This is a genomic window from Variovorax sp. GW823-FHT04F07 (assembly GCF_058795995.1).
On the sequence record NZ_JBXAIG010000004.1, the window covers coordinates 150,084 to 169,690 of the forward strand.

19 protein-coding genes are annotated in these 19,607 nt (G+C 69.2%); 7 read left to right on the forward strand and 12 right to left on the reverse strand.

Going from position 1 to position 19,607, the window contains the following annotated elements; all coding sequences use genetic code 11:
- Positions 1-39 precede the first annotated feature (39 nt).
- Genes AC1RAA_RS19790 through AC1RAA_RS19800 form a run of 3 tightly spaced genes read right to left on the reverse strand, consistent with a single transcriptional unit; the run spans position 40 to position 4,085 of the window.
- The gene (locus tag AC1RAA_RS19790; protein ID WP_492730176.1) at positions 40-1,554 is read right to left on the reverse strand and encodes a class I adenylate-forming enzyme family protein; all 1,515 of its coding nucleotides are present in this window, start codon (positions 1,552-1,554) and stop codon (positions 40-42) included.
- Between the two features lie 19 nt (positions 1,555-1,573).
- Entirely contained in the window at positions 1,574-3,214 is a 1,641-nt protein-coding gene (locus AC1RAA_RS19795) for an acyl-CoA dehydrogenase family protein (protein ID WP_492730178.1), read from the reverse strand.
- Positions 3,215-3,251: 37 nt separating this feature from the next.
- Positions 3,252-4,085, reverse strand: a complete 834-nt coding sequence (locus AC1RAA_RS19800) for a thioesterase family protein (protein WP_492730181.1) — start codon at positions 4,083-4,085, stop codon at positions 3,252-3,254.
- A gap of 72 nt (positions 4,086-4,157) precedes the next feature.
- Between AC1RAA_RS19800 and AC1RAA_RS19805 the strand changes: the two genes are divergently transcribed.
- Positions 4,158-4,790 (forward strand): TetR/AcrR family transcriptional regulator, encoded by a 633-nt coding sequence (locus AC1RAA_RS19805; RefSeq protein WP_307582320.1) that lies wholly within the window; start codon positions 4,158-4,160, stop codon positions 4,788-4,790.
- 9 nt (positions 4,791-4,799) lie between these two features.
- On the opposite strand, the gene AC1RAA_RS19810 is transcribed toward AC1RAA_RS19805, so the two are convergent.
- The 3 genes from AC1RAA_RS19810 to AC1RAA_RS19820 form a co-directional block, all read right to left on the reverse strand.
- Positions 4,800-4,976, reverse strand: a complete 177-nt coding sequence (locus AC1RAA_RS19810) for a hypothetical protein (protein WP_167481182.1) — start codon at positions 4,974-4,976, stop codon at positions 4,800-4,802.
- 94 nt (positions 4,977-5,070) lie between these two features.
- Positions 5,071-5,952, reverse strand: a complete 882-nt coding sequence (locus AC1RAA_RS19815) for an N-formylglutamate amidohydrolase (RefSeq protein WP_492730183.1) — start codon at positions 5,950-5,952, stop codon at positions 5,071-5,073.
- 12 nt (positions 5,953-5,964) lie between these two features.
- Positions 5,965-6,927 (reverse strand): tripartite tricarboxylate transporter substrate binding protein BugE, encoded by a 963-nt coding sequence (locus tag AC1RAA_RS19820; protein WP_062480391.1) that lies wholly within the window; start codon positions 6,925-6,927, stop codon positions 5,965-5,967.
- A gap of 109 nt (positions 6,928-7,036) precedes the next feature.
- On the opposite strand from AC1RAA_RS19820, the gene AC1RAA_RS19825 reads away from it, so the two are divergent.
- A complete protein-coding gene (locus tag AC1RAA_RS19825; RefSeq protein ID WP_492730583.1) occupies positions 7,037-7,972 on the forward strand; it encodes a LysR substrate-binding domain-containing protein in 936 nt (311 codons plus the stop codon).
- Positions 7,973-7,985: 13 nt separating this feature from the next.
- Here the strand turns inward: AC1RAA_RS19825 and AC1RAA_RS19830 are convergent, their stop codons facing one another.
- The gene (locus AC1RAA_RS19830; protein ID WP_492730185.1) at positions 7,986-8,966 is read right to left on the reverse strand and encodes a tripartite tricarboxylate transporter substrate binding protein; all 981 of its coding nucleotides are present in this window, start codon (positions 8,964-8,966) and stop codon (positions 7,986-7,988) included.
- Positions 8,967-8,972: 6 nt separating this feature from the next.
- Positions 8,973-11,942, reverse strand: a complete 2,970-nt coding sequence (locus AC1RAA_RS19835; RefSeq protein WP_492730187.1) for a DNA topoisomerase III — start codon at positions 11,940-11,942, stop codon at positions 8,973-8,975.
- An 84-nt stretch (positions 11,943-12,026) separates the two neighbouring features.
- On the opposite strand from AC1RAA_RS19835, the gene AC1RAA_RS19840 reads away from it, so the two are divergent.
- Genes AC1RAA_RS19840 through AC1RAA_RS19850 form a run of 3 tightly spaced genes read left to right on the forward strand, consistent with a single transcriptional unit; the run spans position 12,027 to position 13,782 of the window.
- Complete coding sequence (locus AC1RAA_RS19840; RefSeq protein WP_492730189.1) at positions 12,027-12,755, forward strand: SET domain-containing protein; 729 nt, start codon at positions 12,027-12,029, stop codon at positions 12,753-12,755.
- A 2-nt stretch (positions 12,756-12,757) separates the two neighbouring features.
- Complete coding sequence (locus AC1RAA_RS19845; RefSeq protein ID WP_062480383.1) at positions 12,758-13,573, forward strand: biotin--[acetyl-CoA-carboxylase] ligase; 816 nt, start codon at positions 12,758-12,760, stop codon at positions 13,571-13,573.
- Positions 13,574-13,581: 8 nt separating this feature from the next.
- Positions 13,582-13,782 carry a sporulation protein gene (locus AC1RAA_RS19850; protein ID WP_159274165.1) on the forward strand — a complete coding sequence of 67 codons (201 nt, stop codon included), beginning with the start codon at positions 13,582-13,584 and terminating at the stop codon, positions 13,780-13,782.
- Between the two features lie 5 nt (positions 13,783-13,787).
- On the opposite strand, the gene AC1RAA_RS19855 is transcribed toward AC1RAA_RS19850, so the two are convergent.
- A complete protein-coding gene (locus tag AC1RAA_RS19855; protein WP_492730192.1) occupies positions 13,788-14,513 on the reverse strand; it encodes a HEAT repeat domain-containing protein in 726 nt (241 codons plus the stop codon).
- Entirely contained in the window at positions 14,510-15,952 is a 1,443-nt protein-coding gene (locus AC1RAA_RS19860) for a sensor histidine kinase (protein ID WP_062480377.1), read from the reverse strand. The genes AC1RAA_RS19855 and AC1RAA_RS19860 overlap by 4 nt, the downstream gene beginning before the upstream one ends.
- A 142-nt stretch (positions 15,953-16,094) precedes the next feature.
- Here AC1RAA_RS19860 and AC1RAA_RS19865 point away from each other — a divergent pair, with 142 nt between their 5' ends.
- Positions 16,095-17,060, forward strand: a complete 966-nt coding sequence (locus tag AC1RAA_RS19865) for a hypothetical protein (RefSeq protein ID WP_492730194.1) — start codon at positions 16,095-16,097, stop codon at positions 17,058-17,060.
- A gap of 26 nt (positions 17,061-17,086) precedes the next feature.
- On the opposite strand, the gene AC1RAA_RS19870 is transcribed toward AC1RAA_RS19865, so the two are convergent.
- Both AC1RAA_RS19870 and AC1RAA_RS19875 read right to left on the reverse strand, forming a co-directional pair.
- Complete coding sequence (locus tag AC1RAA_RS19870) at positions 17,087-17,761, reverse strand: response regulator transcription factor (RefSeq protein WP_056575150.1); 675 nt, start codon at positions 17,759-17,761, stop codon at positions 17,087-17,089.
- Positions 17,762-17,823: 62 nt separating this feature from the next.
- Positions 17,824-18,309: a MarR family winged helix-turn-helix transcriptional regulator gene (locus AC1RAA_RS19875; protein ID WP_062482795.1), complete on the reverse strand. Its 486-nt coding sequence runs from the start codon at positions 18,307-18,309 to the stop codon at positions 17,824-17,826.
- 146 nt (positions 18,310-18,455) lie between these two features.
- Between AC1RAA_RS19875 and recA the strand changes: the two genes are divergently transcribed.
- Positions 18,456-19,565 (forward strand): recombinase RecA, encoded by a 1,110-nt coding sequence (recA, locus tag AC1RAA_RS19880; RefSeq protein WP_062482792.1) that lies wholly within the window; start codon positions 18,456-18,458, stop codon positions 19,563-19,565.
- Positions 19,566-19,607 lie beyond the last annotated feature (42 nt).

Consider the following 19,607-nt stretch of genomic DNA (forward strand, 5'->3'; position numbering starts at 1 on the left):
TCGTTGTGCCGGTCGATCAACGACTGCACTGCCCAACGCTCACGCCGCGTCGCGCAACAGGTGCTTCAGCAGCTTGCCCGTCGCCGTGCGCGGCAAGCTCTCGCGCACTTCGAAGATGCGCGGGATCTTGTAGCGCGCCAGCCGGTCCTCGAGAAAGCGCACCAGCTCGCGCGCCTCCAGTGCGCGCCCGCCGCGCGCCACCAGCACCGCCGTCACGGTCTCGCCCCACTCGGGGTGCGGGCGGCCGATGACGGCCACGTCCTGCACGTCGGGGTGGGCGCCCAGCGCATCCTCCACTTCCTTCGAATAGACGTTCTCACCGCCCGTGATGATCATGTCGCGCAGCCGGTCGACGATGAACAAAAAGCCGTCCTCGTCCACCCGCGCCAGGTCGCCCGTGCGGTACCAGCCTTGGGCGTCGAAGGCCTCGGCGCTCGCCTGCGGGTTGTCGAGGTAGCCCTGCATCACGGCCGGCGAACGCAGGTGGATCTCGCCGACCTCGCCCGCGCCGCAGCGCCGGCCGTCGGGGTGGTGCACCTCGATGGCCACGCCGGGCACGCCCGCACGGCCGATCGAACCGGCCTTGGCGATCGCGTCTTCCGGGTAGAGCACCGTGCCCAGCGGGCCCGATTCGGTCATGCCGTAGACCTGCACGAAGCGGTCGCTGCGGTAGCTGTGGGCGAGCTTGCGCGCCATGTCGGCACCGAGCGGGCCGCCGCCGTAGGCCCACAGGCGCATCGCGCTGAAGTCGTAGCGCTGCACGTCGGGCACCACCGACAGCGGCGCCAGGAAGGCGATGGGCGCGCCGAAGGTGAAGGTGATGCGTTCTTCGGCCAGCGTGTCGAGAAAGGCCTTGGGCGCGTACTCGCGCAGCAGCACCACGGTGCCGCCCATGAGCAGCGTGCCCAGCAGCCAGTTGTTGAGCGGCGACGAATGCCACACCGGCATCGCGACCAGCGCGCGCTCGTTGCGCGACAGCGACATGCCCGCCGCCGTGCACACCGCCGCCATGAACACGTTGCGATGGCTGTGCAGGCAGCCCTTGGGCTTGCCCGTGGTGCCCGAGGTGTAGAGCACCTGGGCCAGCGTGTCGGTGCCGGGCGCCGGAGCCTCATCGCCGAGCGGCGCGGCCTGCGCCGCCAGGTCGTCGAACATCGGCAGGCCGTCGGCGCCGCTGTCGGTCGCGAGCCAGTCGCAGCGGTGCGCGATGCGCGCGGCGATCTGCGTGGCGAGCGTGCCGTCGGCCACGCACAGGCGCACGCCGGCGTGGGCCAGCACGTAGTCGATCTCCGGCGCCTGCAGCTTGTGGTTGACCGGCACCACGGCCGCTCCGAGGCGCCAGGCACCGAACATCGCGGCGACGAAGCCGACCGTGTTGAAGCACAGCAGCGCCACCTTGTCGCCGGCGCCCACGCCCTGGTCGCGCAGCACGGTGGCGGCGCGGCGCGAGAGCTCGGCGAATTCGGCGTAAGTCCAGGCGCGGCCTGCGGCGCGCAGGCATTCGTGGGTGGGCTGGGTGCGGGCGTGCTGGTCGAGCAGGGAAACGAAATCCATCCGGGTTGTCTCCGCGTGCTCAGTGCCAGGCGGCGCGCACCAGCGCACCGGGGTCGCTGGTGCCGGCGCTGATGCCGGTTACCGGGCCCCAGTCGGGATCGAAGCGGCTGGACACGAACGCGGCCGCCGCGAGCGGGCTTGCGTGCTGCAGCATCAGGCCGGCCTGCGCCGCGCGCACCAGCCGTTGTGTGAAGCGGCGCGCCTGGCGTTCCAGGTCCTGCGGCGCCAGCTGCACCATCTGGCGCAGGGCCTGCACCTCGGCCTGCAGGCGCGCTTCGCCGGCGGTCACGTCCTGCAGGTGGTCGAGCACGAGGTGCGCGTCGTCGGGGTTGCGCGACACGGCGCGCAGCACGTCCAGGCACATCACGTTGCCCGAGCCTTCCCAGATCGAGTTGACGGGCGCCTCGCGGAACAGGCGGCCCATCGGGCCGTCTTCCACATAGCCGTTGCCGCCGAACACCTCCATCGCCTCGCCGGTGAGCGCCACCGCGCGCTTGCAGTTCCAGAACTTGGCGGCGGGCGTGAGCAGGCGGCGCCAGGCCGTGTCCAGCGGCGCGGGCGAGCCGAAGCGCGCGGCCAGCTCCATCGCCAGCAGCGTGGCGCTTTCGGTTTCCAGCGCCATGTCGGCCAGCAGCTCGGTCATCACCGGCTGGTCGACCAGCGCCTTGCCGAAGGCAAAACGGTTGCGCGTGTAGTGCAGCGCCTGCGCGAAGCCCTGGCGCATGAAGCCGGCGCTGGCGAGCGCGCAGTCCAGCCGCGTCACGGTGGCCATCTCGATGATGGTCGGGATGCCGCGGCCCTCGTCGCCCACGAGCACGCCCCAGGCCTCCTTGAACTCGACCTCGCTGCTGGAGTTGGAGCGGTTGCCGACCTTGTCCTTCAGGCGCTGGATGTGGATCGCGTTCTTGCTGCCGTCGGGCCGCCAGCGCGGCACGAAGAAGCACGAGGAGCCGTGCTCGTCGGTCTTGGCCAGCACCAGGTGGCCGTCGCACATGGGCGCCGAGAAGAACCACTTGTGGCCGGTGATGAGGAACTCTTCGCCCCACGGGCCGCTGCCGGCCGGCACGGCGCGCGTGGTGTTGGTGCGCACGTCGCTGCCGCCCTGCTTCTCGGTCATGCCCATGCCGACGGTCATCGAGGTCTTGCCTTCGAGCGGGATGTCGCGTGGGTCGTGCACGTGGGCGGCGAGCTTGTCGCGCAGGTCGGCGTACAGCGCGGCGTTGCGGCGCATCACGGGGATGCAGGCCTTGGTCATGGTGGTCGGGCAGGTGGAGCCCGACTCGATCTGGCTGTGCATGTACAGCGAGGCGCCGTAGCCCACCCAGGCCGAGGGCCGCTCGTCGAAGAACGGCAGGTTGGCGATGCCGTTGCGCCGCGCGATCGACATCATGGTGTGCCACGCGGGGTGGAACTGCACGCTGTCGATGCGCGTGCCGGTGCGCGAGTGCGTGTGCAGCTCGGGCTCGTGGCGGTTGGCGTCCTCGGCGGCGCGCAGCGTGGCCTCGGCGCCGTACTCGGCGCCCTGGCGCACCAGCTCGTCGTCGCGCCAGGCGGCGCCGCCGCGCCCCACCGCGCCGCGCAGCGCGGGGTCGCTGGTGTAGACGTTGTAGTCCTTGAGCTCGGGGACCTGGTTGTCGGGGTGGATGCCGGGAATGGTCATGGCGTTGTCTCCGTGAATCGGTGAAAAAGGGACGTGTTCAGGCGGCGGCGCGTTCGCGCACCACCAGCGTCTGGGTCGCAAGGCCGATGAGGCCGCGCGTGTCGTACAGGTGGGACACGGTGAGGCCCGCGCCGCCGGCGTGCATCTCGGTGCTGGCGCGCAGGCCGATCCACTCGCCTTCGGGCACGCGAAACAGGTTCAGGCTGAGGTCGGCGTTCGAGAACAGGAAGTCGGCGGGCGACAGCACCCAGCTCAGCCCGTTGCCGAAGTCGGCCGCCGCCGCCGCGCGCATCGCGGGCGAGGTGGCCACGCCGCGCACCAGCGGCACCGCCAGCCGGAACCACGCGGCGCCCGCGCCGGGCTGCGCGATGTCGCCCTGCGCCAGGCGCGATTCGACGGCGGTCTGGTGGAACGAGAGGCCGTCGGGCAGGCCGGGAATGCGCAGGCGCTCGGTGCAGTCTTCGGGCAGCGGGCGCAGTTCGCGCGGCGCATCGCCCGCGGGCAGGGTCGTCGGCAAGGTCAGTGGCGAGGTCTTCAGCAGCAGCGCGTGCGCACGGGCCACCACCGTGTCGCCCGCGAGCAGGTCGATGCCCACGCGCATCGTGGCGCGCGAGGCCTGCGACTGCGTGCGCGTGACCAGCGGCGCCACCGGCACCGGCTTCACCAGTTCGAGCGTGAGCCGCGCCAGCTGCCAGCCGGGGCCGGGCGCCGCGCGTTCGGCGATGTGCGCGAGCAGCGCGGCGGGCGCGCCGCCATGCTGCGCGCGCGGGTCCCACGGGCCGCGCGAGAGCGCGTCGGGCAGCCACGCATCGCCCTCGCCGGTGTAGACGGCGGGGGGCGTTGTCTCGGGGGCGCGGTCGGGCGAGGTCATTGCAGAATGCCTTTCGATGGGATCAAAAATTCTAGGAACAACCCGCCCGCGAGGTGTTCGGGTTCGGCGGCCATGACCGGCGCCCGCGCACCCGCCGCCGCCCCGAGGAGGAAGCCGCGCCAGTCCCGCGCGCGCCACACCTCGCAGGCGCTGCAGGAAGCCTTTGTTCGGCTTTTGGTCGAGAAGGGCTACGCCGCCATCACGATCCGCGAGATCGTGGCCGTGGCGGGCACGGGCCTGGGCAGCTTCTACGAATACTTCGAGAACAAGGAGGACCTGGCGCGCGTGTGCCTGCACCTGCGCTCCAAGGCGCTGCTGCTGGACATGCGCGCGGTCGTGGCCGCGAACGAAGGCCGGCCGTGGCGCGAGATCGTCGACGCGGTGATCGATGCGCAGCTCGACGCGCACCGCACGCAGCCTGTGGCCTGGGGCGCGCACTACCTGCTGGAGCGGCACCTCTCCAGCCCCGAGGCCTACCGCAAGATGTACGACCGCTTCGTGGCCGAATGGGTGGGCGTGCTGGACGCGGCGGGCGACGTGAAGGCCGACGCCCCGCAGAAGAAGGAAGCGGCGCGCGTGTGCCAGACCATCATCTACGGCCTGGTCGCGCACACCCACATCGGCACGGGCGGGCGGCCCGACCTGCAGACACTGTCACGCCAGCTGCGCGATGCGCTGCGGGGCTACCTGGCGACGGTCGCCTGAGGCTCTCGCTCAGCGCGACGACTTGTTCGTCGTGCCGCTGACGCCAGCGTCGATGGTGCCGAACACCGTCACGCCGCTGCCCGATGAAGACGTGGAGGAAGAAGACGGCGACGGCGCGGTGCCGGCGCAGCCCGAGACCAGCAGACCGGTCGCAAGGACGGCGAGGGCGGCAAGGATCGACTTCACGGCAGGACTCCAGAAACTAAGGACGTCCCACTATAGGCCGGGGCCCCCGGCCGCCCTGTAACAAAGACACCAGCCCCTGCAGGGGCTGCGTCGTTCAGCCTGCCACGCGCGGGTCGGTCGCCAGCAGCATCTCGACCATCGATCGCAGGTCGGCCTGCAGCCGCGTCGCGCCGGCCTCGTCGAGCGCCAGCGTGGCCTCGTCCATGTAGAGCTTGCGGTTGATCTCGACCTGGATGCTGTGCCGGTTCGCCGCCGGGTTGCCGTGGCGGCGCACCAGCTCCACGCCCTTGTACGGGTGGTTGTAGTCCACGCTGTAGCCGCATGCGCGCAGGTGTTCGCACAACTTGTGCGACAGCGCCGGGTCGGCCGTGCTGCCGTCGCGGTCGCCGATCACGAAGTCGGCGTGCGCCAGCCCCGGGAAGTCGGTGGCGTGGCTGCCCGCAATGGCGGGCATCGAGTGGCAGTTGATGTGGATGCTGTAGCCGTGCCGCGCATGCGCGTCGTCGATGGCCTGGGCCACCGCCGCGTGGTACGGGCGCCAGCACTGGTCGATGCGCTGGTGCACCTCGGCCACCGTGAGCGGCCGGTCGTAGATCGGCAGGCCCTCGTCGGTGAGCTTCCAGATCAGGCCCTTGCCCAGGCGCACCTTGGACAGCACGCGCGGGTCGGTCGACACCGGCTCGGTCCACGGGCCGTCGAGCATGGTGGTGTCGACCTCGGTCATGTCGCGATTGGCGTCGAGGTAGCTGCGCGGAAAGTGCGCCTCGATCCAGGCGGCGCCCATGTCGCTCGCGAAGGCGTAGAGCTTCTCGACGTGGGTGTCCTCGGCCCGGCGCAGCGTGGCGAGGTCGCACACGGGCCGGAAGTCCTCGGGGTAGACGGTGCCGCTGTGCGGCGAGTCCAGCACCAGCGGGGTGTGCCCGGCGACGCTGGTCACCTGGGCGCGGGTTTGAATCAGTTTCAGGACTGGATGCATAGGCGGTGTCGGTCAGTCCAATCGGATGCGCGCGAAGGCGGCCACCTTCTTCATCTTCTCGATCTCGCTCGCGATCTGCTTCGTGAACTCGGCCGGCGTGGTGCCCGAGGCGTACAGCCCCTGCAGTGCCAGGCGCTCGCGCACCGCGGGGTCCTTCAGCGCGGTGGCCACGGCCTGCTGCATGCGCAGCACCAGCTCGGGCGGCGTGCCGGCGGGCGCGATCATGCCGAACCACGAGGGGTCGTTGCTGGCCGCGTAGCCCAGCTCGCCATACGTCGGCACCTCGGGCAGCACGTCGAGGCGGCCGCTCCAGGACACGGCCAGCGCCTTCAGCTTGCCGGCCTTCACGTGCGGCAGCGACGAGGCCACCTGGTCGAAGTACACCGGCACCTGGCCTGCGAGCACGTCGTTGATGGCCGGGCCCGCACCGCGGTAGGGGATGTGCACCATCGAGGTTCCGGTGCTGCTCTTGAACAGCTCGCCCCACATGTGGCCGATGGTGCCGTTGCCCGGCGAGGCGTACGACACCTTGCCGGGGTTGGCCTTCAGGTACTTCACGAGTTCCGCGAAGCTGCCGACCGGCAGCACGGCCGGGTTGATGACGATCACGCCCGGCGCCTTCACCAACTCGGTCACGGCGGCAAAGCCCTTGATCGGGTCGTAGGGCAGCTTCTGGTACACGGCCGGGTTCACGCCGTGCGTGGACAGCGTGGCCACGCCGAAGCTCAGGCCGTCGGGCGTGGCGCGCGCCAACTCGGCCATGCCGATCGAGCCACCCGCGCCGGCGCGGTTGTCGATCACCACGGGCTGCTGGAGGATCTTGGCCAGGGGCTCGGAGAGCACGCGGGCCGTGATGTCGGTGGCGCCGCCGGGCGGGAAGGGCACGACCAGGCGGATCGGCTTGCCTTGGGCAAAGGATATTCCTGGGGCGAAAGAAACGGCAGCCAGGGTGGAGAGGAAATGACGACGTTGCATGAGGGTTCTTCCAATGGAACGATGAGTGAATGTGCAAAGCTGCAGCTCACCTGAAGCAAAGGATATACCCGATATCATTCCAATCTGGAATGACTTGATGGGCTCCCCCATGCCGCTGCGACGCCTCAACCCGCCCCTAAACCTGCTGCGTGCCTTCTCCACCGTGGTGCGCTTCGGCGGCGTGTCGCGCGCGGCCGAGGCGCTGCACCTCACGCAGGGCGCGGTGAGCAAGCAGGTGCAGGAGCTCGAGCGCTGGATCGGCGCGCCGCTGTTCGAGCGCAGCCGCAAGCGCCTGGCGCTCACGCCCGCCGGCGAGCGCTACGAAAAGGCGGTGCGCGCCCTGCTGGCGCAGCTGGAGGCGGCCACGCTGGAGCTCATCACCAGTGGCGACGGCGGCGGTGCGCTGCATTTGTCGACCCTGCCCACCTTCGGCGCCAAGTGGCTGATTCCGCGCCTGCCCGACTTCCAGCAGCGGCACCCGCAGATCACGCTGCATTTCGTGCCCTTCGTGCACGGCTACGACTTCGAGCGGCCCGAGCTCGACTGCGCCATCCTGTTCGGCGACGGCCACTGGCCCGGCGCGCGCTCGCACTACCTCGCGGGGCAGGACGTGGCGCTGATCGCCCCGCGCGCCGCGCAGGCCGAGGCCCCCATCCGCACGCCGCAGGACGTGGCGCGCTGCACCCTGCTGCGCCATGTGAGCGTGCCGCAGTCGTGGCTGCACTGGAGCGAGGCGCACGGCGTGCGCGGGCTCGACCCGCTGGCCGGGCTGCAGTTCGACCAGTTCCAGACCATGATCCGCGCCGTCATGGCCGGCATGGGCGTGGCGCTGGTGCCGCGCTGCCTGGTGCAGGACGAAATTGCGTCGGGGCTGGTGGAAGAGCCGCTGCCCGACGGCGGCTACCGGGGCAGCGAGGGCTACTGGTTCTGCTACCCCGAGGGGCGCGGCCAGCTGGCCACGCTGGATCACTTCCGCCACTGGCTGCTGGCCGAGGTCGACCGCAGCGGAGAGGCGACCGTGCTGCCGCCGGCAGCGCCGGCCTGAGCCGCTAGTCGGGTTACTCGGGCTTCGCGCCCGACGCCTTCACCGCCGCACCCCAGAGCCCGATCTCGCTCGCCACGAAGCGGTCGAACTCGGCGCCGCTCGTCGGCGCCGGCTCGGAGCCCCGGTCGCGGATGAAGCGCGCCATCTGCTCGCTCTTCAAGATGTCGGTCACTTCGTGGTTCAGCCGCGCCACGATCTCGGGCGGCGTGCCGCGCGGTGCCATCAGGCCGAGCCAGCCCACGGCTTCGAAGTTCTTCGTGCCGGCCACGCCGCTTTCGCGCACGGTGGGCACCTCGGGCAATTGCGACGAGCGCGTGGCGGAAGTCACCGCCAGCGCAACCGCCTTGCCCGCCTTGATGTGCGGCAGCGCGGCCGTCACCGAGTCGACCATCAGCGGCACCTGGTTGCCCAGGAAGTCCGCCTGCGCCGGCCCGCTGCCCCGGTACGGAATGTGCGTGATGAACACATGCGCCGCCGATTTGTACATTTCGCCCGACAGGTGCTGCGTGCCGCCGATGCCGGCGCTCGCGTAGCTCAGCTTGCCGGGCTCGGCCTTGGCGCGCGCCGTGAGCTCGGCCAGCGTGCGGATGCCGCTTTCGGGCGTGGCCAGGAACACCAGCGGCACCTTCGCGATCAGCGAGATGCCGACGAGGTCCTTGCGCGGGTCGAAGCCCGGCTTGGCGTAGAGCGTCTGGTTCACCGCCATCGCGCTGCCCGCCACCACCAGCGTGTAGCCGTCCGCCGGTGCGCGCACCACGAACTCGGTGCCGATGTTGCTGCCCGCGCCCGCCTTGTTGTCGACGATCACGGGCTGGCCCAGCCGCTTGCCGAGCTGTTCGGCGAGCGCGCGGGCAAAGATGTCGGTGGCCTGCCCGGGTGGGAAGGGCACGACCAGCTTGACGGGCTTGTCAGGCCACGCGGCGGCCTGGGCCAGGCCCGCGCCGCCCAGCAGCATCGCTGCACACAGGGCGGTGGCGAGGTGTCGGCGCTGCATGCGTCGTCAGGCTGCGTCGGGCGCCGAGAGGTGCTTGCCCACGATGCCCGCGAGTTCGAACATCGTCACCTGGTCCTTGCCGAACACGGGCTTGAGCTTGGCGTCGGCGTTGATCGCGCGCTTGTTGGTTGCGTCCTGCAGGCCGTTGGCCTTGATGTAGTCCCACAGCTTCTTGATGACCTCGGTGCGCGCCACCGGTTCGGCGCCGATCACCGCGGCCAGCGAGTCGCTGGGCTTGAGGCCCGCGCCCGGCTTGCGCGGCTTGGCCGCCTTCTTCTCGGCCGGTGCCTTCTTGGCGGCGGGCGTCTTCTTCGCCGCGACCTTCTTGGCCGCCGCGGTCTTGGCGGCAGGCTTGCCGAAGGTCTTGCGCGGCGGGAACTTGTTGCCGCCTTCGCGCGGTGCGAACTCGAAGGTCACCTTGCCTTCTTCGGCGTTCCACGTGAGGAAGGCCTTGAAGGCGCGGCGCGTGCGCATCGAGACGAACTTGTCGAGCAGGTCGGTCTTGCCGGTGGCCAGCAGCTTCTCCATCTGGTCGCGCTCCACCGGCTGCTGCAGGATGATCTTGCCGGTCTTGAAGGTGCAGCTGGGGGTCGGCTGCTCGTTCGTCGGCACCGACTTCTCGCAGACGTAGTTGCTGCCGTGATCGAACACCGGCGCGCCGCAGACCGGGCACGGGCCCACGGTGTCCTGCTGGCTGAAGTCGACGATCTCGCCGCTGTCTTCGTTCTTGTCGTCGCCGAAGTCGAACTCGAGCTTCCAGTTCTTGGCTTCTTCCCCGTCGTACTTGAGGATGATCTCGGCGGTGAAGGGCCAGCCCGCCTTGGAGCGGAAGCCCTCGAGCGGGCCGATGTGCTTGTTGGCCAGCAGCTGCTCGGCCTCGGCCACCTCGAAGGTGCGCCCCGCCGGCGACTTGCCGAACGAGAAGCCGCAGGCGTCCTCGCCCGTGCCGCTCTTGCCGGTGCAGCCGTAGCGGCGGTAGTTTTCCTTCACCACGCCGCCGCAGTTCGGGCAGGGCGTGGCGAGCGTGGCGTAGTCGCCGGGCACGGTGTCGCGGTCGTACTCCTTGGCCTTCTTGACGATGTGCTCCGTCATCTCGGCGATCTCGCGCATGAAGGCGTCGCGGCTCAGGGCGCCCTTCTCCATCTGCGCCAGCTTGTACTCCCACTCGCCCGTGAGTTCGGCCTTGGACAGTTCTTCCACGCCCAGGCCGCGCAGCAGTGTCATGAGCTGGAAGGCCTTGGCGGTCGGAATGAGCTCGCGGCCCTCGCGCAGCATGTACTTCTCGGCGATCAGCCCTTCGATGGTGGCCGCGCGCGTGGCTGGCGTGCCCAGGCCCTTTTCCTGCATGGCCTCGCGCAGCTCGTCGTCGTCGATGGTCTTGCCGGCGCCTTCCATGGCGCCCAGCAGCGTGGCTTCCGAATAGCGTGCGGGCGGGCGCGTCTTCAGGCCCTTGAGGTCGGCCGACTCGTTCTGCACGATCTCGCCCGGCTTCACCGGCACGAGGCGCTTGCCGTCCTTGTCGTCTTCCTTCTCGTCGTCCTGGGCTTCCTTGCCGTAGATGGCGAGCCAGCCCGGCTTCACCAGCACCTTGCCGTCGGTGCGGAAGGGGTACTTCTTGCCGCCCTGCTCGACCGTGCTGATGCGCGTGGTCACCTGGTGCTCGGCGCTCGGGAAGAACACCGACAGGAAGCGGCGCACCACGAAGTCATAGAGCTTCTGCTCGGCCTCGCTCAGGCCGCTGGGGGCCTGCAGCGTCGGGATGATGGCGAAGTGATCCGACACCTTGGCGTTGTCGAAGATGCGCTTGTTGGGCTTGACGTAGTTGCCGTCGACCGCCTGCTGCGCGAACGGCGCCAGGTGCTTCATGCCGCTGCTGGCGAGCATTTCCATGGTCTGCTTGACGACGGGCAGATAGTCTTCCGGCAGCGCGCGCGAATCGGTACGCGGGTAGGTCAGCGCCTTGTGGCGTTCGTACAGGCTCTGCGCCAGCGCGAGCGTGGTCTTGGCGCTGAAGCCGAAGCGGCCGTTGGCCTCGCGCTGCAGCGAGGTCAGGTCGAACAGCGCGGGCGAGGCCTGCGTGGTGGGCTTGCTCTCTTCGGTGACCGTGGCGGGCTTGCCGCGCGAGGCGTCGGCGATGGCGCGGGCTTCCTGCTCGGACCACACGCGGTCGGCGCGCTGCTCGGCGTCGGGTTCGCCGTTGGCCAGAAGCGGCGCGTTGGCTTTCTTCCAGTCGGGGTTGAACCACTTGCCCGGGTACTGGCCGGCCTCGGCCGCGAAGCTGCCGTGGATTTCCCAGTACTCGCGCGAGACGAACTTGCGGATCTGTTCTTCGCGCTCCACGACGACGGACAGCGTCGGCGTCTGCACGCGGCCCACGGTCGTGAGGAAGAAGCCGCCGTCACGCGAATTGAACGCGGTCATGGCGCGCGTGCCGTTGATGCCCACCAGCCAGTCGGCCTCGGAGCGCGAGCGCGCGGCGTCGGCCAGGCCCTGCATCTGCTTCTCGGTGCGCAGGGCGTCGAAGCCGTCGCGGATCGCCTGCGGCGTCATCGACTGCAGCCACAGCCGCTTCACCGGCTTGCCCAGCGGGCTCTTGCCGCCGGCGTACTGCTCGATGAGGCGGAAGATCAGCTCGCCCTCGCGGCCCGCGTCGCAGGCGTTGATGAGCTGCGTCACGTCCTTGCGCTTGGCCTGCTTGACCACGGCGTTCAGGCGCGTCTTGGTCTTGTCGACCGGCTTGAGGTCGAAGTGCGGCGGGATCACCGGCAGGTTGGCGAAGCTCCACTTGCCGCGCTTGACGTCGAATTCCTCCGGGGCCTGGATCTCGACCAGGTGGCCCACGGCGCTGGTCACGACGTAAGTGTCGTTCTCGAAATGCTCGTCATGTTTGTCGAACTTGCCGGCCACCGGCGTGAGGGCCCGGACGATGTCCTGGGCCACCGACGGCTTTTCTGCGATTACCAAAGTCTTTGTCATCTGAGGGCTCTCTATACTCTGCGGCTTCCGCGTGCGCACGCGCGCACACGCATGTGTGCATATTCAACCTAACAGACTTCGGCGATGCCTTCCAAATCCCCACTTTCCGCCGGCCGCGACAAGGAAGCCGCCCCCGTGACCGAGCCCGAGGCGCGATCCGCCGCCACGCGCTCCGGTGGCCGGCGCATCCAGATGCGCCGCTCGGACGTCCATGGCAACGGCGTGTTCGCCCTGCAGGACCTGGCCGAAGGTGAAACGCTGATCGAATACAAGGGCGAGGTCATCAGCTGGAAAGAGGCGCTGCGCCGCCATCCGCACGACCCGACCCAGCCGAACCACACCTTCTACTTCCACATCGACGACGGCCGCGTGATCGACGGCAATGTGAAGGGCAACGACGCGCGCTGGATCAATCACTCGTGCGAGCCGAACTGCGAGGCCGACGAAGTCGATGGGCGCGTTTATATCAAGGCCCTGAGAAACATCGCCGCCGGCGAGGAACTGAACTACGACTACGGCCTGATCATCGACGAGCCGTACACCGAGAAGCTGCTGTCCGAGTTCCCGTGCTGGTGCGGCTCCGAGATGTGCCGCGGCACGCTGCTGACGCCCAAGGACGAGGACGAGGAAAAAGACAAGAAGAAAAAGAAGAAGGCCAAAAAGAAGGCCGAGAAGAAGAAGGCCAAGGCCAAGGAAGCGAAGAAGGCTGAAAAGAAAGCCGAGAAGAAAAAAGCGGACAAGAAGGCCGACAAGAAAAAGGCCGACGGCAAGAAGAAGTCCAAGGGCGACGCCCCGGCCGCCGCCGGAGACTGACGATGGGCACGACGCCGGCCAGCGCCTGGTTCGAAGACCGGATCGCCGCGACGGTCGCGCCGCTGCTGCCCGGCTTCGCGGTCGAGGCCGTGGCCGAAATCGATTCCACCAACACCGAGCTGATGCGCCGCGCGCGCGCCGGCCGCACCGACCCCGTGCTGCTCGTGGCCGAGCGCCAGACGGCGGGGCGCGGTCGCCTCGGCCGCCCGTGGCAGAGCGCGCAGCAGCCCGAGGCGCCCGCCTCGCTCACCTTTTCGCTGGGCATGCCGCTGGCGCCGGCCGACTGGTCGGGCCTGTCGCTGGCCGTGGGCGTGAGCGTGGCCGAAAGCCTCGACCCGACGGGCGCGCACCAGGTCGGCCTCAAGTGGCCCAACGACATCTGGGTGAACGACCGCAAGCTGGTCGGCATCCTCATCGAGACCGCGATGCCGCAGACCGCCCGGCCCGATGCCGCGCGCTACCTCGTGGTGGGCATCGGCATCAACATCGGCCCGCGCGAGGGCGACGGCATGCGCACGCCGCCGGCCTGGCTGCGCCAGTGGCAGCCCGACGCGTCCGCGCCCGAGGTGCTGCTGTCGCTGGCCGAGCCGCTGGTGCGCAGCGTGCTCGCCTTCGAGGCGCAGGGCTTCGCGCCCTTTGCCGAACGCTTTGCGGCGCGCGACGTGCTGCGCGGGCGCGAGGTGACGCTCAGCGACGGCACCGCGGGCCTGTGCGAAGGCGTGGCCTGGGGTGGCGAGCTGCAGGTGCGCACCGACGCCGGCCTGCAACTGATCTCCAGCGACGAAGTGAGCGTGCGCCCGCGCGGCATGTCTTTCTGAGCGAGGGCATGAAGCTGCGCCTGGTCCTCATCGCCCTGCTCGCCGCCAACGCGGGCTACTGGCTGTGGACGCGCGGCGACCTGGCCGGCTTCGGGCTTGCGCCCGCGGCGCTCGACGAGCGCGAGCCGCAGCGCATGGCGCGGCAGATCCACCCCGAGTGGGTGCAGATCCGCAAAGAGGCCAAGCCTTCGGGCACGCCCGCGCCCTGACCCGGTCAGGCCGCAGCAGCGCGCGCGAACATGCGCCGCGCCTTGGCCAAGGCGGCCTGCAGCTTTTCTTCGGACGGCGGCTCGTGCGAGCTCGAGCTCAGGCCGAATTTCTTTCCCGCGATTTCCTGCACCGCGACCAGGATGCCGCCCAGCACGGCTGGATCGGTCTCGGTGTCGAGCGCCTGGCGCAAGGGCTCGAGCGCCTTGGGTGCGGCGCTGCGGCGGTTGAACACGATCTGCATCAGCGCGCTCGCGGCCCATCGGCGGTTCGTGGCGACGACGTCGTGCGCGAGCAGCGGCGCGACCTTGGCGATGTCCGTCGTGCCGCCGAGCCAGCCGATCACCCACAGCCCCTTGCAGCGCAGCTCGTCGTGCGGCGATACGAGCGCGGCGCGCGCGAGGGCCGCAGTCTCTTTCAGGCGACGGCCCTTGCGATACTTGAAGCCGCCGAGCAGCTGCAGCACCGTGGCCTGCATCGCCGGGTCGGGCTCGCGGTCGAACTGCGCGAGCAGGTGGTCTTCGGCTTCGTCGCCGCGCTCGCCGAACTTGCGGCAGAGCCAGTCGTAGAGCTCGCTGTCCATGCCGGTGTCGTGCAGCAGCGCGTAGTGGAAGGCGAGCGCCTCGGCTGAATCCTGTTCCAGCAGATCGGCGCCGAAGTCGAACATGTCCGACACGTCGGTGTCGAGGCGGATTTCCAGGAAGCGTTGGCGCAGCGTGTCGAGCGGATTCATTCGGAAGGGGCCTCCTCGAAGCGCACGGTGAAGAGCGCGCCCGGCGGGTGCTTGCCGGGGTGCGCGTCTTCGAGCTTGACCCGTGCGCGGTGCTGGTTGGCGATCTCTCGCACGATCGGCAGGCCCAGCCCGGAGCCGTCGGCCTCGTTGCCGAGCACGCGGTAGAAGGGCTCGAACACCAGCTCGCGGTCGGCCTCGGCGATGCCGGGGCCGTTGTCTTCCACCTGCACCAGCTGCACGTGACCGAAGGGGTCGGCCAGCACGCGCGCCGTGACCACGCCGGGGCGCTCGGGCGTCGAGGGCGTGTAGTTGAGCGCGTTGTCGACCAAGTTGCGCACCAGCTCTTTCAGCAGCGTCGGGTTGCCGTCGACCATCACACCGGGCGCGCCGGCCTGGACGCCGTCGTAGCCGAGGTCGATGCGCTTTTCGATCGCGCGCGGCACGGCCTCGCGCACCACCTCGATGGTCAGCCGCGCGAGGTCGCAGGGCTGGCAGTGCGTCATGGCGCTGGTGCCCTCGGCGCGCGCCAGCGACAGCAACTGGTTCACGGTGTGCGTGGCGCGCACGCTGGCGCGGCCGATCTGCTTGAGCGACTGCTTGAGCTCGTCGGCGTTGGCGCCCTCGCGCTGCGCCAGGTCGGCCTGCATGCGCAGGCCCGCGAGCGGGGTCTTCAGCTGGTGGGCGGCATCGGCCAGGAAGCGCTTCTGCGTGAAGATGGAATCGTTGAGCTTGTCGAGCAGCTCGTTCACCGACGACACCAGCGGCACCACCTCGAGCGGCACCGAGGACTCGTCGAGCGGGCTCAGGTCGCCGGGGCGGCGCTCGCGGATGCGCGCCTCGACCACCGACAGCGGCTTGATGCCGCGCACCAGCGCCAGCCAGATCAGCAGCACCGCCAGCGGCAGGATCGCGAACTGCGGCAGCAGCACGCCCTTGATGATCTCGGTGGCGAGCACCGCCTGCTTCTCGCGCGTCTCGGCCAGCTGCAGCAGCGAGGGCGGCACCTCTTCGCTGCCGCTGGGAATCCACAGCGAGGCCACGCGCACCGGCTGGCCGTGCACCGTGCTGTTGTGCAGCAGGACCACGTTGGTGCCGGGCGGGTCGTCCACGTTGGGCTGCGGCAGGTCGCGCTCGCCGTGCAGCAGCGTGCCGTGGCCGTCGAGCAGCTGGTAGTAGATGTGGCCGGCGTCGTCGGCGCGCAGGATCTCGCGCGCCGACTGCGACAGCACGAAGTGCGTCTGCCCCTGCTTCACCGTGACCAGCTCGGCCAGCACCTTCACGTTGTGCTCCAGCGCGCGGTCGAAGGGCGCGTTGGCGATGCCCTGCGCCACCAGCCAGGTCACGCCGATGCTCACCGGCACGAGCAGCAGCAGCGGCGTGAGCATCCAGTCGAGGATCTCGCCGAACAGGGAGCGCTGGGCGCGCTGAAAGAGCTTCAAGGGAGTTCCTGGCAAGACGAAAGAACGCGGGCGAGCGTGAACTAGTACTGCGATTCGCAGGTGTGACGTTTCATTGACAAGGTGTGACTGGTTGTAGCCTTGACGTGCAGTTTCTGCAATTCAAAAACATCAGGGAGAAATCATGAAGCAAAAGACCGTGGGCGGCTGCCCCAAGCCGCTCTGGATGGCCGCGACCGTGTTGGCCGCCAGCGTGGGTGTCACCGCATGCGGCGGCGGAGGTGGTGGAGGCGGCGGTGGCATGCCGATGCTGCCGATCGCACCGGTTCCGGCGCCCGCCCCTGCGCCCTCCCCAGCCCCGGCGCCCGCGCCCGCACCGGCCGAGAACCGCGCCGCTGTGCCGGGCTCCGAGCCGTCGCCCTCGCTGAGTGCGCCGCAGCCCGGCTCCACCGCCGCGGTGGGCAATGACAGCGAAGGCATCTACGCGGGCGTGCGAGGCATTGCCTTCGTCGGCACCAACGGTTCGTTGGCGGGCAGCTTCCTCGGGGGCACGATGTGGGGTTCGCTGAAGGTCACGGGGCTCGACTGGTCGTTCAACCCGGACACCGAGTTGTATGTTCCGCCCAACGCATATCCGGTGACGGGCTCGGGCACCTTCACGCCGAAGAAGTCGGTGGATGGCACCTACGCCTACGACAACCGCAGGCCGTCCGATGTCGGCCCGCTGGCCTACACGATCGAGAACGCGCTGGCGGTGTCGCAGGCGAGCATGACCGGCACGTGGTCCAACACCGACAGCAGCCCGAGCCTGGGCGTGACGGTGCAGGTCGATGGCCAGGGCGTGTTCACTGGCAGCACGAGCGGCGTGCAGATCGGCCAGTGCACGCTCTCGGGTACTGTCGCCCTGGCGCAGCCCGGCTCGGCCAAGAACATGTACAGCCTCACGCTGAAGGCCGTGAATGCCGCCACGGCCAGCACCAACGACTGCAAGCTCACCCCCGCCGCCACCGGCAGCTATGCCGGGCCGGCCATCATCGGGCTGGTGCCGGCGGGCGTGTACGACAGCAACGGCTACTTCCGCAGCCTCATGTTCCTGAGCCGTTCGAACACCGGCGCCACGCTGCTCGTCAATCTGCGCAAGCAGCCCTGACGGCATTGCGCGCGGGCGGGGCACGCTCAACCGGGAATCTTCTCGAGGCAGTAGCCCAGCCCGCGCACCGTCGCGATGCGCACCGGTCCCTTCTCGATCTTCTTGCGCAGGCGGTGGATGTAGACCTCGATGGCGTTGATGCTCACCTCTTCGCCCCATTCGCACAGCCGGTCCACCAGCTGGTCCTTGCTGACCAGCCGGCCGGCGCGCTGCAGCAGCACCTCGAGCAGGCCCAGTTCGCGCGCCGACAGCTCGATCATCTTGCCGTCGATGGTCGCCACGCGGCCGGCCTGGTCGTAGACCAGCGGGCCGTGGCGGATCGCGTTGCTGGTGGCGCCCATGCCGCGCCGCGTGAGGGCGCGCACCCGTGCCTCGAGCTCCTGCAGGCTGAAGGGCTTGGCCATGTAGTCGTCGGCGCCGTGGTCCAGGCCCTTGACGCGCTCTTCCACGCTGTCGGCTGCCGTGAGCACCAGCACCGGCAGCTGCGAGCCGCGCGCGCGCAGGCGCTTGAGGATCTCGATGCCGTGCAGGCTGGGCAGCCCGAGGTCGAGGATCAGCAGGTCGAACTCGCTGTGGGTCATGAGCGCGGTGTCGGCCTGCGAGCCGTTGGCCACGTGATCGACCGCCGCGCCCGAGGTGCGCAGGCTGCGCAGCAGGGCATCGGCCAGCACCTGGTCGTCTTCGGCAATCAGTATTCGCATGAGCCACCTCCGGCGGATTCAGGCGCCATGCCGGCGCAGTTCACATTTGTCTCAACGCGAGTCTAGCCCGCTGTATAGGCTTCGAGTCCGATGGTTACCACGGTGGCGATCTCGTCGCCCACGCTGGCGCGGAACTCGCGCTCGGTCTGCGTCACGGCGCGGCGGAAGGCGTCCAGCCAGGCCAGCCCGTCGGCCGTGAACAGCACGCGCCGCGCGCGCGCATCGAGCGGGTCGGGCCCGCGCGTGACCAGCCCCCAGGCCTCGCACTGGTCGACCAGCGTGCCCATGGCCTGCTTGGTCATGCCGGCGCGCTCGGCCAGTTCGGTCAGGCGCGAGCCCTCGCGCGCCAGGTGCCGCGTGATGTGGATGTGCGCTGCGCTCACCTGCGCGCGCGCCGCGAGGTTCGACAGCGCCAGCGGCACGTCGATGTCGTGCGCCATGAGCGCCAGCACGCGCTCGTCGAAGCGGCGCATCGCATGGCCCAGCAGGCGGCCCAGGTGGGTCTGGCGCCAGGCGTCGGGATCGGTGGGAAAGGCGGGGTCGGCCATGGCTTCAGATGGTAAGGCAAACTGACTTTAAAGTGGGTTTGCGAAACGCCATGAGCCCCTACACTACTGTTCAAGCATCCAGCCTGTGGTTAAAAGCAGATGGATGAATCCCGACACAAACCGTTGATATTCAAGGAGATTTCCACATGGACGCAGTCGTCAAGGGCGCAAGCATCTCGGTCGCCAACAGTGAAAAGGCCAAGGCCCTGCAGGCCGCGCTGGCCCAGATCGAAAAGCAGTTCGGCAAGGGCACGATCATGCGCCTGGGCGAAGGCGAGGCGCTCGAAGACATCCAGGTGGTCTCCACCGGCTCGCTGGGCCTGGACATCGCGCTGGGCGTCGGCGGCCTGCCCCGTGGCCGCGTCGTTGAAATCTACGGCCCGGAATCCTCGGGCAAGACCACGCTCACGCTGCAGGTGATCGCCTCCATGCAGAAGCAGGCCGGCACCTGCGCCTTCGTCGACGCCGAGCACGCGCTCGACGTGCAGTACGCCCAGAAGCTCGGCGTGAACCTGTCCGACCTGCTGATCAGCCAGCCGGACACCGGCGAACAAGCACTCGAAATCGTCGACTCGCTGGTGCGCTCGGGTGCCGTCGACCTGATCGTGGTCGACTCGGTCGCCGCGCTCACGCCCAAGGCCGAAATCGAAGGCGAAATGGGCGACTCGCTGCCCGGCCTGCAGGCCCGCCTGATGAGCCAGGCGCTGCGCAAGCTCACGGCCACGATCAAGAAGACCAACTGCATGGTCATCTTCATCAACCAGATCCGCATGAAGATCGGCGTGATGTTCGGCTCGCCCGAAACCACCACCGGCGGCAATGCGCTGAAGTTCTACGCCTCGGTGCGCCTGGACATCCGCCGCATCGGCACCATCAAGAAGGGCGACGAAGCCATCGGCAACGAAACCAAGGTGAAGGTGGTGAAGAACAAGGTGTCGCCCCCGTTCAAGACGGCCGAGTTCGACATCCTGTTCGGCGAAGGCATCAGCCGCGAGGGCGAGATCATCGACATGGGCGTGAACGCCAAGATCATCGACAAGTCGGGCGCCTGGTACGCCTACAACGGCGAGAAGATCGGCCAGGGCCGTGACAACGCCCGCGAATTCCTGCGCGAGAACCCCGACCTGTCGCGCGAGATCGAGAACAAGGTGCGCGAGTCGCTGGGCATTCCGCTGCTCGCGGCCGACGCCGGCAGCGAACCCGAGAAGGCCGAGAAGCCCGCCAAGGCATCGAAGGCCGACAAGGCGGCGGAGTAAGTGAGACGAAGCGGCCTTCGCGTGTTGCGTGGGCCGCCTGAG